This is a genomic window from Stutzerimonas sp. C6.4V (assembly GCF_058536345.1).
Window position 1 is genome coordinate 2218233 of record NZ_JBZUBM010000001.1, and the last position, 12842, is coordinate 2231074.

At 62.1% G+C, this 12842-nt stretch carries 13 protein-coding genes; 1 reads left to right on the forward strand and 12 read right to left on the reverse strand.

The features are described 5' to 3' along the window. Positions 1–11: 11 nt before the first annotated feature. The 12 genes from fliM to fliE all read right to left on the reverse strand — a co-directional run bounded on the left by fliM (position 12) and on the right by fliE (position 11403). Positions 12–983: a flagellar motor switch protein FliM gene (fliM, locus tag AC4LFW_RS10395; RefSeq protein WP_491818972.1), complete on the reverse strand. Its 972-nt coding sequence runs from the start codon at positions 981–983 to the stop codon at positions 12–14. 12 nt (positions 984–995) lie between these two features. Then, entirely contained in the window at positions 996–1535 is a 540-nt protein-coding gene (fliL, locus tag AC4LFW_RS10400; RefSeq protein ID WP_491818973.1) for a flagellar basal body-associated protein FliL, read from the reverse strand. A gap of 170 nt (positions 1536–1705) precedes the next feature. Continuing rightward, positions 1706–2959, reverse strand: coding sequence for a flagellar hook-length control protein FliK (locus AC4LFW_RS10405; protein ID WP_491818974.1), 1254 nt, complete (start codon positions 2957–2959; stop codon positions 1706–1708). A gap of 122 nt (positions 2960–3081) precedes the next feature. Then, positions 3082–3438 (reverse strand): Hpt domain-containing protein, encoded by a 357-nt coding sequence (locus tag AC4LFW_RS10410; RefSeq protein ID WP_491818975.1) that lies wholly within the window; start codon positions 3436–3438, stop codon positions 3082–3084. Between the two features lie 26 nt (positions 3439–3464). Continuing rightward, positions 3465–5168, reverse strand: a complete 1704-nt coding sequence (locus AC4LFW_RS10415) for an ATP-binding SpoIIE family protein phosphatase (protein WP_491818976.1) — start codon at positions 5166–5168, stop codon at positions 3465–3467. Then, complete coding sequence (locus tag AC4LFW_RS10420; protein WP_491818977.1) at positions 5169–5474, reverse strand: STAS domain-containing protein; 306 nt, start codon at positions 5472–5474, stop codon at positions 5169–5171. A gap of 178 nt (positions 5475–5652) precedes the next feature. After that, positions 5653–6105 carry a flagellar export protein FliJ gene (gene fliJ / locus AC4LFW_RS10425; RefSeq protein ID WP_491818978.1) on the reverse strand — a complete coding sequence of 151 codons (453 nt, stop codon included), beginning with the start codon at positions 6103–6105 and terminating at the stop codon, positions 5653–5655. A 3-nt stretch (positions 6106–6108) separates the two neighbouring features. Beyond that, positions 6109–7467, reverse strand: coding sequence for a flagellar protein export ATPase FliI (fliI, locus tag AC4LFW_RS10430; RefSeq protein ID WP_491818979.1), 1359 nt, complete (start codon positions 7465–7467; stop codon positions 6109–6111). Continuing rightward, positions 7457–8245, reverse strand: a complete 789-nt coding sequence (gene fliH / locus AC4LFW_RS10435) for a flagellar assembly protein FliH (protein WP_491818980.1) — start codon at positions 8243–8245, stop codon at positions 7457–7459. The genes fliI and fliH overlap by 11 nt, the downstream gene beginning before the upstream one ends. Positions 8246–8261: 16 nt before the next feature. Continuing rightward, positions 8262–9278 carry a flagellar motor switch protein FliG gene (fliG, locus tag AC4LFW_RS10440; RefSeq protein ID WP_491818981.1) on the reverse strand — a complete coding sequence of 339 codons (1017 nt, stop codon included), beginning with the start codon at positions 9276–9278 and terminating at the stop codon, positions 8262–8264. After that, entirely contained in the window at positions 9271–11058 is a 1788-nt protein-coding gene (gene fliF, locus AC4LFW_RS10445) for a flagellar basal-body MS-ring/collar protein FliF (RefSeq protein WP_491818982.1), read from the reverse strand. Before fliF ends, fliG begins: the two co-directional genes overlap by 8 nt. 15 nt (positions 11059–11073) lie before the next feature. Then, entirely contained in the window at positions 11074–11403 is a 330-nt protein-coding gene (fliE, locus tag AC4LFW_RS10450; protein WP_491818983.1) for a flagellar hook-basal body complex protein FliE, read from the reverse strand. A gap of 233 nt (positions 11404–11636) precedes the next feature. Between fliE and AC4LFW_RS10455 the strand changes: the two genes are divergently transcribed. Continuing rightward, positions 11637–12830: a benzoate/H(+) symporter BenE family transporter gene (locus AC4LFW_RS10455; protein ID WP_491818984.1), complete on the forward strand. Its 1194-nt coding sequence runs from the start codon at positions 11637–11639 to the stop codon at positions 12828–12830. Positions 12831–12842 lie beyond the last annotated feature (12 nt).

The following is a 12842-nucleotide window of genomic DNA, read 5'->3' on the forward strand; positions in this document are numbered from 1 at the left end:
TGTGGGCTGAATCAACGTGGTCGCATAACGGATTCAAGCACCTGCAGGGCCAGGTTGCCCTTGTGCGCGCCCAGCTTGACCTTGAAGGTCGGCATGCCGTTGGCGCGCATGATCATGTCTTCGGGCATTTCCACCGGAATCACATCACCCGGCTGCATGTTGAGAATGTCGCGCAACTTGAGTTGACGCCGCACGACCGTGGCACTGAGCGGAACATTCACATCGAGAACGTCCTCGCGCAGCGCATTGATCCAGCGCTCATCCTGGTCGCTCACATCCGACTGGAATCCGGCGTCGAGCATTTCCCGGATCGGCTCGATCATGGAGTACGGCATGGTCACGTGGAAATCCCCGCCGCCACTTTCCAGCTCGATGTGGAAGGTCGAAACCACCACCACCTCGCTGGGGCTGACGATGTTGGCCAGCGCCGGGTTCACCTCCGAATTGACGAACTCGAAATTGACGTCGAGCACGGCGTGCCAGGCCTCCTTAAGATCGATGAAGGCCTGGTCCAGAACCATCCGAACCACACGCAGTTCGGTGGGCGTGAATTCCCGCCCTTCGATCTTGGCATGACGCCCATCACCGCCGAAAAAGTTGTCCACCAGCTTGAACACCAGCTTGGCATCGAGGATGAACAGCGAGGTACCGCGCAATGGCTTGATCTTTACCAGGTTGAGGCTGGTCGGCACGTACAGCGAATGTACGTATTCACCGAACTTCATCACCTGAACGCCACCTACCGAGACATCGGCCGAGCGCCGCAGCAGGTTGAACATGCTGATACGGGTATAGCGAGCAAAACGCTCGTTGACCATCTCCAGCGTCGGCATACGGCCACGGACGATACGGTCCTGGCTGGTCAGGTCATAGCTCTTGATGCTGCCCGGTTCGGAATCGCTCTCGGTGTCGACAAGACCGTCATCGACTCCGTGCAGGAGCGCGTCGATCTCGTCTTGTGAGAGCAGGTCTTGAACAGCCATCTAGAACCTTCCCTATTGCAATACGAAATTGGTGAAAAGCACTTGCTCGATAGCGAGTGTGCCGACTTCCTTCTGCGCCAGCTCCTGTACGGCGGCGGTGGCCTTCTGCCGCAGCATTTCCTGGCCGACCGGTGTTATCAGGCTGGCGAAATCCTGGCTGGAGAACAGCATGACCAGTTGATTGCGCAACAGCGGCATGTGTTCCTTCAGCCCGTCGAGTGCGGCCTGATCACGCGACATCAGCGCTACGCTGACCTGCATATAGCGCTGACGCCCGCCTCCATTGCTGAAGTTGACCACGAAGGCCGGCATCAGCACCTCATAGACCGCCGCCTGACGCTGCGGCACCGCCGACTCCGCTGCCGCCGCCTCGTCGCCATGATCATCGTCCGATCCGGCCTTGTTCATGAAGTAGAACGTGCCGCCCACTGACAGGCCGACAGCCAGCAGCAGACCGACCACTATCAGGATGATCAGTTTGAGCTTGCCCTTGCCGGCGGGCGCCGGCGCGCCGGGGCTCGCCACGTCCGGTGGACCCTGTTTCTTAGCCATGCCAAATTTCCGTCATCTTGCGTGTGTTTACGCGTTCGCGCAGAGGTGGGAGCAACTGCTGTGCCAAAGTATCGGGCAGCGACCGGTAGCCGTAAACGACTCTCACCGCCGACCGGATGACTGACGGGCCATCGGCGTACCGCATGATCCATGAACTATGAACGATGGCCTCAGGCGTAGTAATCCACCAGCCCTCGATCACCACTGGCTCGGCTGCTGCTGATCTCTACGCTGCCTCGTACCACTTCCTCCTCGGCGCCAGCCGATCCGCCACGGCCGCCGTTGCCTCTGGACTCGCCCCCACCCTGTCCTTGCCAGCCACGTGCAAGCGACTGATCCGACACGTTGACGTCCATGGTCATGCCCTGCTGCGCGAACATATCCCGCAAGCGGTGCATCTGGCCTTCGATGGCGTCACGCACCCCTGCATGGGGACTGAGGAAGGTGACCTGGGTCTGGTCCTTGTTCATATCGATGCGCACCTCCATACGCCCAAGCTCTGCCGGATCCAGCTGGATTTCGGCTGACTTGAGGTTCTGGCTGGACAGCCACATCACCCGATCGACTACCGCCTCGCTCCAGCCGGACTGCTGGATCTGCACGGGTTGACCGGGTACCAGCGCAGGTCGCTGAATCTGTTGAGCCTGGAGGTTCTGCTGGGCGATGGCCTGAGTAAGCGGGTTGAGGCGATTCAGCACGGCGTCCGACGCGGCGCTGCGGCTCTCCTTGGGAACATCGAGCTGTTCGAGCAGCGTGCCGAAGTCTTCCTCGCTCCCGGAGTCAGCGCCCTCCTCGCCAGTGAACTCTTCGCCCAGCAGTGCCGTCGTCGCGAGCGGCTCGGTGTCTGCAACGTTCTTGTCCGGCGTGGCTGCCTGAGCCGCGAGGGCTTTCTCTGCCACTGACAGGGTGCCTGTTACCGAACGCTGACCAAGCAGCGGCTTTTCAGACTCGCCATCGGCTTCGTCTACTGCCGCCTGTGCCTGCGGAAGGCCCGCCAGGAACTCGCTACCGGTTGGCAAGGACAGGGGCAGCGGATCGGGAGCGGGTTGGGCGCTGTCGCCTAGCCCCAGCAACAGCAGAGGGTCCAGCTCGGCTTCTTCGGCCTCGACGAGATCCTCTGACTCTGCCGTGACGCCGTCGACAGGCAATTCCTTGCCGGCTTCGGCAACCGCAGGCTTGTCGCTGCCATCCGCTTCGGCGGTTTCCTGACTTGGTTTTTCGCTGACCGGCTTGTCGCGGACCGGCCTGGCAGCGGGCTCGGAGCGCTCGGCGGGCTTCGCCTGACGTTCCCGTGCGTAGACATTGGCAAAGCTGGAAGGCTCGTCACGACTGGGTTGCGCGGCCGGCTTGGATGTCTGGCCGGCTGCCTTTGCAGCAGTGGCGGGCGCCTTGATGTTGAGCAATAGATCGGGGGAAACGGCCATGTGTCTTTCCAAGGAGGATTGGGACGTAAACTGCCTTAAGCAAATGGCGGGCCATCGTCGCCGAACGACCATATTGTCCACTGCAAACAGGACGAAGAGGGGCTTGGTCGGCTGACCGATTTTCAGCGCGGAGCTCTGAAACGCTGGCGTTCGGCACGATACAGGATACGAACGATGGCGAACTCCCGCTCGATGCATCCGATCAGTTCCGGCGCATCGGCAAGCTGCCCACGGCGCGCCGCCTCTTCAACCTGGCGACAAAGTTCCGCCAGCATCAAGGCCCCCATGTTGCTGCAGCTGCCCTTGAAGCTGTGTGCCGCCTGGCGAAGCTGTTCGGCCTCGCCGCTCAGGCAGGCCGCCTGAAGCAGGCGCACGCGCTCTTCGGAATCCACCAGAAAGGTTTCCAGAAGCACTGGGTACTCGGCCTCCATCACCTCCTGAAGGGTTGCCAGAACCCGACTGTCGAGATGTTCGGCCATGGTGTGCTCCCGGCAAAAAGTTCGGATTATGCATGAGCGCTCCAATGGAACTCCACGCTCACGCCCTTCCCGTCCGGCGACCAGTAGAACCGTTCACTGAGTTGCCGGACCATGCGCAGCCCTCGGCCGCCGAGGCATTCGGCGCAATACTGCTTGTTCAGCGTGCGCTGCACGTCGAAGCCGGGGCCGCTGTCGCGCATGTCGATACGCAGGTAGCCGGTGAGGCCGTCCGACCTGGTGTCCAGATCAATCGCGACGAATCCTTCGCTGAGCGCGTCGAGCCGTTGCATTCGCTCCTGGTAGTAACGAGCGAAACCTTCGGCATCGCATTTGAGCGAGGAGTCGAGCAGCAGCACACCGTGCTCCAGTGCGTTCGTATATAGCTCGGTCAGCACCGTATAGACCGTCCCGGCCCGGTGGCGCAACGGTGGAATCTGCAAGATCAGCTGCATGAGCAGTGGCAAGGGGTTCGAGGTGCGCAGGCTGTCGGGACGCAGTTCGAAGCTTGCCGCCCAGTTCATCGGCCGCGTGGGCTGGGCACCGAGGGGGAAAACACCAGAGGGCTTTTCATCCAATGCGGCCATGTCGGCCGTCAGGCTCACCTCGACCAGGCTCAGGTCGTCAAGTAATTGACCGTGGAAGGCCTGTAGGGCCAGCTGGATTTCTTCCAGCAGTGCCTCGGATCGGGCATTGCCATCGAGCACCGCCAGAAGCCGTTGCTCACCGAACAACACCTCCTCCTCGTTACGGCTTTCCAGCACTCCATCGGACAACAGCAGCAACCGGTCACCAACGGCAATCGGCAGGTTGTCGAACCGATCGTCGAAAGCACTCGCGTCGACTACACCCAGCGGCAGGTGCCTGGATGGAAGTGTGACGCGCGTAGCGTCGCCCTTGAGCAGGTAACCGTCCGGCAGCCCACCATTCCAGACACGTAGCACGCCCTGCTTGAGATTGATGTCCAGAAAGGTAGCGCAGCAGAACATCTCCACCGGCAGGATCAGCTTCAGCTTGGCATTGACTTCGCGAAGGATGTCGCTGCTCGAATAGCCCTTGGCAGTCATCCCGTAGAAGGTCTCGGCAAGCGGCATGGCACCGATCGCGGCAGGCAGCCCGTGGCCGGTGAAGTCCCCGAGAAGCACGAACATCCGCCCGGCTGGCGCCTGCGCGGCGAGCAGCAGGTCACCGTTGAACAGCGCCCGCGGCGACTGGCGGTAACGAATGTTTGGTGCGTTCAGGCAGCCGGCGTGGGCAACCTTGTCGAAAATGGCCTTGGCCGCCCGCTGTTCGTCGAGCAACTGCTGATTGCGCCGGGCGATCAGGTCACGCTGCTCCAACACCGTGGCCTGCAGGCGGCGCAGGCGGTGCATCGCCTGTATCTTGGCTTCGAGAATGATGGGGTTATAGGGCTTGGCGATGAAGTCGTCGCCCCCCGCTTCAAGGCAGCGGACAAGCGCCTCGTTTTCGGTCAGCGAAGTGAGAAAGATGATCGGCACCAGCTCGTTGCCCGCCAGCTGCTTGATCTGCTGCGCCGCTTCGAAACCGTCCATCACCGGCATGAGCGCGTCCATCAGGACCAGCTGAGGGCGTTCGCGTTCGAACAGTTCCACTGCCTCGGCGCCGTTCGCTGCGGTCAGGACACGATGCCCCTGGCGCCCGACGATTGTCGCCAGCAGCATGCGATCGGCCGCGCCATCCTCGGCGATGAGTATGCAGAGCCGACGAGGCATTCAGGCGATCACGAACAACTGTTCGAAATTCGAGACCGAAAGCACCTTGCGAACGTCCGGATTGCAATTGATCAGGCGGATGTTGGCCTTGTCGCTGCCAGCATGGTCGCGCAGCAGGAGCAGCATGCCGAGTGCCGAACTGTCGAGGTAGGTCGCGCCGTTGAGGTCGACCACGTAGCGCTGTGGAGTGCAATCGACGCGCTGGTAGGCGTCGCGGAAAGCCTGATGGGCGTTAAAGTCGAAACGCCCCTGGATGGTAATGGTCAGCTCTTGTCCATCTGCCGATAGCTGGGAACTGATGGTCATGTAGCACTCCTAATCCTGACGAGGTCGTGGCCTTTTGCCGCGGCTGTCGTGTATTGCTGGATTGGCGCTGGCTCCGCCGGTTGGCGCCTTATGCCTGCGCCTGCGGCCTCGATGTCCAGCTGTGCTGTCGCAAAGAAGCTGATCAAGATTTAGCACCCAAACCCACGCGCAGCAAGCATCAATCCTGTTTTGGCCGCCCGGCAAGCCGTTGTGCGTATTCGTCTAGCAATTTCTGCTCGCGCTTGTCGGCGGCTGTTCGGGCCTCCTGCAGATATCGGTCGACCAGTTTGCGCAACCCGTCGAGCCTCGCGCGTCGCTGTTGCCACTGCTCGCGCAGCTTGTCGAGATTGTTGCGATGCCAGTCGACGCTACGCTGCTGCTGGGCAATGGCAGATTCGAGTTGCGACAGGAAACGTTGGTAGTTCACCAGCCACTGTCCGGACACACCCTGGCTGCCCTGGCTCATCCATTGCTGCTGGTAGTCGCCGAAATACTGGCGCAGCTCGTCGAGCTTGGCTTCGGCCTGGGCGATCTGCGCCTGACCCTGGCCGAACAGGCGCGCCGCGTCGCGCTCGGCACGTTCGGCCATGTCGATGACAGGTGCCAGACGCACCGCACGGCTTGCCGACAAGGCTTAGCCCGCCGCTTTCGGATTGAACACGCCGGTCAACGAGACCTCGCTCCTGGCCAGGTCTTCAGCCTCGTTCAGCCCCTGTCTGAGAAAGCGCACCATCTCCGCCTGCCGCGCAATCGCCAGGTCGGTCTCGGGATCGCCTCCGGGCACGTAGGCGCCGACACTGATCAGGTCCCGGCTCTGCTGATAGCGCGACCACAGCTGCTTGAAACGTTGCGCGTTGCGCATGTGCTCGGGGCTGACCACCTGCGGCATGACCCGGCTGATGGACGCTTCGATGTCGATGGCCGGGTAATGCCCTTCCTCGGCCAAGCGGCGAGACAGCACGAAATGGCCGTCCAGCACCCCCCGCGCGGCGTCGGCGATCGGGTCCTGCTGGTCATCGCCTTCGGACAGCACCGTATAGAACGCGGTGATCGAGCCACCGCCCGCCTCGGCGTTGCCGGCGCGCTCCACCAGGCTCGGCAGCTTGGCGAAGACCGAAGGTGGATAACCCTTGGTCGCCGGCGGCTCGCCAATCGCCAGCGCGATTTCGCGCTGGGCCTGGGCGAAACGTGTCAGCGAGTCCATCAGCAGCAGCACGTTCCTGCCCTTGTCGCGAAAGTATTCAGCGATGCGCGTGCAATACATGGCGGCGCGCAGCCGCATCAGCGGCGCATCGTCGGCAGGCGAGGCCACTACCACCGAACGCTTGATGCTTTCCTCGGTAAGGATGTTCTCGATGAACTCTTTCACCTCACGGCCGCGTTCGCCAATCAGGCCGACCACGATGATGTCCGCCTCGGTGAAGCGCGTCATCATGCCGAGCAGCACCGACTTGCCCACACCGGTGCCGGCGAACAGACCCAGACGCTGGCCGCGGCCGACCGTCAACAAGCCGTTGATGCTGCGAATGCCTACGTCAAGTGGCTCGCTGATCGGGTGGCGCTTGAGCGGGTTGATCACCGGCCCATCCATCGGCACCCAATCCTCGGCCTTCATCCCGCCCTTGCCATCGAGCGCACGCCCGGCGCCATCGAGTACCCGGCCAAGCATGGACGTGCCCATGGGCAGGCGGCCGGTGTTCGGCAGGGGCACGACCCGTGCGCCCGGGGCAATGCCGGCAAGGCTGCCGACCGGCATCAGGTAGAGCTTGCCGCTGGCAAAGCCCATGACTTCCGCTTCCACCTGGGTGGGGTGATAGCTGTCTTCGTTGATGACCAGGCAGCGGCTGCCGACCGCAGCACGAAGCCCTTCGGCCTCGAGCGTCAGGCCGACCATGCGCAACAGGCGGCCCTCGAGTATCGGTTGGCTGGGTAGCTTGATGGCCTCGCCATAGGCTTCGAAGCGTTTGGCGAAACTGGTGCGTTCAAGGCGCATCGGGCTGCTCCGCTTGCGAGTCGAGATCGACAAGCAAGTCCGGCTCTGGCGGACTGGTAGCGTTTTCGCGCTGCTGGTCGAACAACTGGCCTATCGCCTTGGCCAGCCGTGTCTCGACGCTGGCGTCTATGCGGCTCTGTTCGGTCTCGATGCGACAGCCACCGGGCAGCAGGTCGCTGTCTTCGATGATCCGCCAGGTTTCTTCGTGGCGCTCGCGCATGGCCTTGACCAGATCGAAATCCTGCGGGTTGATGTAGATCCGCACGTTGTTCGCCCCCATCGGCAAGAGCTTCAAGGCATCACGAAGCACCTGGCGGATCTGACTTGAATCGATCTGCAGATCGCGCTGGATGACCTCTCGCGCCAACTGGCTGACCAGGGTGACCATGGCGTGCTCCAGATTGCGGTCCTGATCAGCGATGGGCTCGAGCAGCTGAGTCATCAGCTTCTCCAGGCTACCCAGCTTTGGCGTCAGAGCCGCTTCGGCGTCTTGCCGGGCCTTGAGCTGACCGGCATGAAAGCCATCTTTTTCACCCGTGCTGAAACCCTCGTTGTAGGCTTCCTGACGAATCGCTTCGAGCTCTTCGAGCGTCAGCGGCTTGACTTCCTCGAGCGGGACGTCTTCGCTGTGCGCCAACTCTTCGGCCTGATCGTCATCGGCTTGCGCGTCAGGCTCTTCTGCCTGATCGTCCTCCGGATCGAAGCTCGGCAGGGCCCAGCGATCGAAGGCATTCACATCTCTTGCACGGATGACGTCGCTGGGGTTTTCCTTGGACATTGGGCCTGTGGCTCGCTTAGATCATTTCTTCGCCGCCCTTGCCACCGAGAACGATTTCCCCGGCTTCGGCCATGCGGCGGGCAATGGTGAGTATTTCCTTCTGGGCGCCTTCCACTTCGCTGATGCGCACCGGCCCCTTGGCTTCCAGGTCGTCGCGCAGCAGTTCGCCAGCGCGCTTGGACATGTTCTTGAAAACCTTTTCCTTGATCGCCTCGTCGGCACCCTTGAGCGCCATGACCAGCACATCGGAGGATACTTCGCGCAGCAGCACCTGGATGCCCCGGTCGTCGACATCGGCAAGATTGTCGAAGACGAACATGAGGTCTTCGATCTGCGACGACAGATCCTCGTCGACCTCGCGGATCGCATCCATCAGCTGGCCTTCGACCGAGCTGTCGAGGAAGTTCATGATGTCCGCCGCTCGCTTGACGCCCCCCAGGTTCGCTCGGGTGGTGTTGGAGTTGCCGGAAAACTGCTTCTCCAGGATCAGGTTCAGCTCCTTCAGCGCGGCGGGCTGCACCGTGTTGAGGGATGACACGCGCAGCACGATGTCCAGACGTACCTTGTGGTCGAAATGCGAAAGCACTTCCCCGGCCTGATCCGGATCTAGATAGGCCACCACGATGGCCTGGATTTGCGGGTGCTCATAGCGAATCACATCAGCCACGGCGCGCGGCTCCATCCACTTCAGGCTGTCCAGACCGCTGGTATTGCCGCCAAGGAGAATACGGTCGATCAGGCCACCCGCCTTGTCCTCGCCCAGTGCCTGGGTGAGCATCTTGCGGATGTAGCCGTCTGAGCCGACGCCGAGGCTGGTCTGGTCCCCGACAATCTCGACGAACTCACCCATCACCTGCTCGATCTGGTTTTTCTGCACGTTGCGCAATTGCGCCATCGCCGTGCCGACTTTCTGGACTTCCTTCGGTCCCAGATGGCGCAGCACCTGCGCCGCATCCGCCTCGCCCAGCGAGAGCAGGAGAATCGCGGCCTTGTCGACCTTGTTCAGTTTTGTGGGAACTCGGGCGTCACTCATCTGCGTTGATCCACTCTTTGACGACCTGAGCCACCCGGCCCGGGTCCTCTGCTACCAGATTCTTGATGGCATTCAATTGCGCATCGTATCCCTCGGTCGGGCTCGGCAGCATGATGCTCTGCGGCCCGCTCAGGCTGACCCGGTCGTTGGCCAACGCACCGTCCACGCCGCCGTCCATATCGGCCAGCTCGGCCTCGCCACCTGCCGTTTGCAGCTCTTTGCCTTTGCCGGCATTGGTCAGATTGTTCAGCACCGGCCGCAGCACGCCGAACACCAGAACCAGGATAAAGAGCACGCCGAGCACCTGCTTGACCACGTCCCAGAACCAGGGCTGCGTGTAGAACGGGCTGTCGACAAAGACATCCTCCATGGAGTCGCTGGCAAATGGCGCATTGATCACGCTGACGCTGTCGCCGCGGCTGGCGTCGAAGCCAACGGCGTCCTGCACCAGCCGCGTGAACCGCGCCAATTCTTCGGCGGTACGGGGAACTCGGGTAGCCTGGCCATCCTCCGAAATCGTGACCTGGTCGTCGAGCACCACGGCTACCGATAGCCGGCGCAGGCGCCCCTGTTGCTGCTTGGTGTAGCTGATGGAGCGGTCCAGCTCATAGTTGCGGGTCGCCTGCTCGCGTTTGTCTGCCGGGAACGGGGCCAGCATCGGTTGGCCGGTGGCTGGATCCATGACCTGCTGCCCGTTCGCATCGAGCAATGGCTGGCCGGGAGCGATGGCTCCCGCAGGCGCCTGGCCGGCTACAGCATTTTCAGGTGCTGCGGCAGGACCTGGTGGCTGATTGCTCAGGGCACCCGGAACGCCCTGCGGGCCGAGGCTGCTCTGGCGTTGTTCATTGACGCTCTGCTCGCTGCGCAGGGCCGGCTGGTCCGGGTTGAAGGTCTCGGAGGTGGATTCGACCGCACTGAAGTCTACGTCTGCCGATACTTCAGCCTTGTAACGACCGCTGCCCAGCACCGGCTGGAGGATGTTATGCACCCGCTGGGTGTAGAGGCTTTCCATGCGACGGCTGTAGTCGAACTGCTTGCCGGCCATGCTCAGTTCGGTGAGTTCCTGCTGGTCGGACAGCAGGTTGCCCTTCTGGTCGACCACGGTGATCTGCGACTTGGTCAGCTCCGGCACGCTGGTAGCGACAAGATTGATGATCGCCATCACCTGGCTGGGTTCGAGGCTGCGACCCGGATAGAGCTCGACCAGTACCGAGGCGCTCGGCTTGCGTTCGTCACGCACGAATACCGAGCTTTTCGGAATGGCCAGATGAACCCGTGCGCCCTTCACATTGTTAAGGCTGGAAATGGTGCGACCCAGCTCACCCTCGAGCCCGCGGCGATAACGGGTGGCCTCCATGAACTGGCTGGTGCCGAGCCCCTGCTCCTTGTCGAGAATTTCGAAGCCGATATTGCTGTCGGTCGGCGCAATGCCGGCACTGGCGAGTTTCAGACGCGCACGGGCCAGGTCGTCAGCCTTGACCAGCAGCGCACCGGAGTTCGGCTCGACGGTGTAGGAAATATCGGCCGCCGCCAGGGTTTCCATGACCTGGTTGGCATCCATTCCGGCGAGGCTGCCGAGCAATGGCCGGTAGTCCGGTTGCTGAGACCAGAGCACCACGGCAAAGCCGATGGCGACACTAGCAGCCAGTCCGACCAGGAGACCGATCTGCCGCAACATCGACATTTCGGACAGGTTTTCCAGAAACGAGAGACCCAGCAGGGGCTTTTTCGGCACACCCGAATCAACCGGCACTGGGACCTTGCTAAGCGCTTCAGCCATTGTTCAAACCCTGCCTTATACCGGCATCTGCATGATGTCTTGGTACGCCTGGACCAACTTGTTTCGGACCTGGGTCATGGCTTGAAAGGAAACACTGGCCTTTTGCGAGGCGATCATCACTTCGGTCAGATCGACGCCGCCCTGGCCCATTTCAAAAGCGGTGGCCATCTGGCTGGAGGCTTGCTGGGTTTCGTTCACCTTGTTGACGGCCTGGCCGAGCATGTCGGAAAAGCTCGGAGCGCCTACCTCCGGGGTAGCCGCCACGGGCTTGGAACGCGCCATTGCATCGGTCTGCATGGCCCGCATTTCCAGCATCAAGCGATTGAATTCGATACCCTGACTCATCTTTCCTCCAACAGCTGCGGTTTTATTGACGCATCGCAGCAGGCGCAGGAGTAATAGCAACATCGATGCCACAAAGGGCTGGAGACTGACGGCAAGTGCGATGGGGTTTTTCGTCCAGCCGCCAGCCTCCCCTCGTTTTCGCCAGAGCTGTTACGCCGATCACGCCGCCCGCTGTACGGTGACGTCCGTCGCCGCGGCTCATAGGCTAGGCATCGGAATCACAAGGAATCTCCATGCCGAATACCATTCGCTCGCCCAATCGCCTACTCGCTGACAGCTCGGCCTCCACCATCGTGGCAGGCTTCATCGCCATGCTGACCGGGTACACCAGTTCGCTGGTACTCATGTTTCAGGCTGGGCAGGCGGCCGGCCTCAGTAGCGGGCAGATCTCTTCCTGGATCTGGTCGCTCTCGATCGGCATGGCGATTTGCAGCATCGGGCTATCACTGCGCTACCGCACGCCCGTGGTCATCGCCTGGTCGACGCCGGGTGCCGCGCTGCTGATCAGCAGCCTGCCTGGCGTTCCCTATGGTGAAGCGATCGGCGCTTTCATATTCGCCTCGGCCCTGATCGCTCTGCGCGGCCTCACCAGCAGCTTCGAGCGGCTGATGCGCAAGGTGCCCGCGTCGCTGGCCGCTGCGCTGCTGGCCGGAGTGCTGTTCAACATCGGCAGCGAAATCTTTCGCGCCGTTGAAGTTCAGCCGTTGCTGGTACTGGGAATGTTCTTCAGCTATCTCATCGCCAAGCGGTTGATGCCACGCTATGCCGTGCTTTCGGCCTTGATCCTCGGATGCCTGCTGGCGGCCGGCCAGGGGTTGCTCGATTTCCGACAGTTGAGTCTGGAGGTCGCGGTACCGGTCTGGACGACACCGAGCCTGTCGCTTGCAGCCATCTTCAGTATCGGCATTCCGCTGTTTGTCATCGCCATGGCCTCGCAGAACATGCCGGGCCTGGCCGTCCTCCGCGCCGAGGGCTATCAGGTGCCCGCCTCGCCACTGATTTCTACGACGGGCATCGCCTCGGTATTGCTGGCCCCGTTCGGCTCCCATGGCATTCACCTGGCCGCGATCACCATGGCCATCTGCAGCGGGCCGGAAGCACACCCGGACCCGACGCGGCGCTATACCGCGGCCGTGTGGTGCGGCGTGTTCTACGGCATTGCCGGAATATTCGGGGCTACCCTGGCGGCACTGTTCGCCTCCTTTCCGGCAGCCCTGGTGTTGTCCATCGCAGCACTGGCATTGCTGGGCTCGATCGGTAGCGGCTTCACTCAGGCCATGCAGAACCCCAGGGAACGCGAAGCAGCACTGATCACCTTCATGGTGACGGCGTCGGGGCTGACCCTTTTTGGCATCGGCTCAGCGCTATGGGGTCTGGTCGCGGGCGTACTGACGCTGCTGATCGTCAGCACGCCTAAAGGGCCGTGATTGCGACGCCGC

What these genes read in the sequence shown, in the direction of transcription:
- fliM (WP_491818972.1), bottom strand. Translation starts at nt 983, where the DNA reads ATGGCTGTTCAAGACCTGCTCTCACAAGACGAGATCGACGCGCTCCTG.
- fliL (WP_491818973.1), bottom strand. Translation starts at nt 1,535, where the DNA reads ATGGCTAAGAAACAGGGTCCACCGGACGTGGCGAGCCCCGGCGCGCCG.
- AC4LFW_RS10405 (WP_491818974.1), bottom strand. Translation starts at nt 2,959, where the DNA reads ATGGCCGTTTCCCCCGATCTATTGCTCAACATCAAGGCGCCCGCCACT.
- AC4LFW_RS10410 (WP_491818975.1), bottom strand. Translation starts at nt 3,438, where the DNA reads ATGGCCGAACATCTCGACAGTCGGGTTCTGGCAACCCTTCAGGAGGTG.
- AC4LFW_RS10415 (WP_491818976.1), bottom strand. Translation starts at nt 5,168, where the DNA reads ATGCCTCGTCGGCTCTGCATACTCATCGCCGAGGATGGCGCGGCCGAT.
- AC4LFW_RS10420 (WP_491818977.1), bottom strand. Translation starts at nt 5,474, where the DNA reads ATGACCATCAGTTCCCAGCTATCGGCAGATGGACAAGAGCTGACCATT.
- fliI (WP_491818979.1), bottom strand. Translation starts at nt 7,467, where the DNA reads ATGCGCCTTGAACGCACCAGTTTCGCCAAACGCTTCGAAGCCTATGGC.
- fliH (WP_491818980.1), bottom strand. Translation starts at nt 8,245, where the DNA reads ATGTCCAAGGAAAACCCCAGCGACGTCATCCGTGCAAGAGATGTGAAT.
- fliG (WP_491818981.1), bottom strand. Translation starts at nt 9,278, where the DNA reads ATGAGTGACGCCCGAGTTCCCACAAAACTGAACAAGGTCGACAAGGCC.
- fliF (WP_491818982.1), bottom strand. Translation starts at nt 11,058, where the DNA reads ATGGCTGAAGCGCTTAGCAAGGTCCCAGTGCCGGTTGATTCGGGTGTG.
- fliE (WP_491818983.1), bottom strand. Translation starts at nt 11,403, where the DNA reads ATGAGTCAGGGTATCGAATTCAATCGCTTGATGCTGGAAATGCGGGCC.
- AC4LFW_RS10455 (WP_491818984.1), top strand. Translation starts at nt 11,637, where the DNA reads ATGCCGAATACCATTCGCTCGCCCAATCGCCTACTCGCTGACAGCTCG.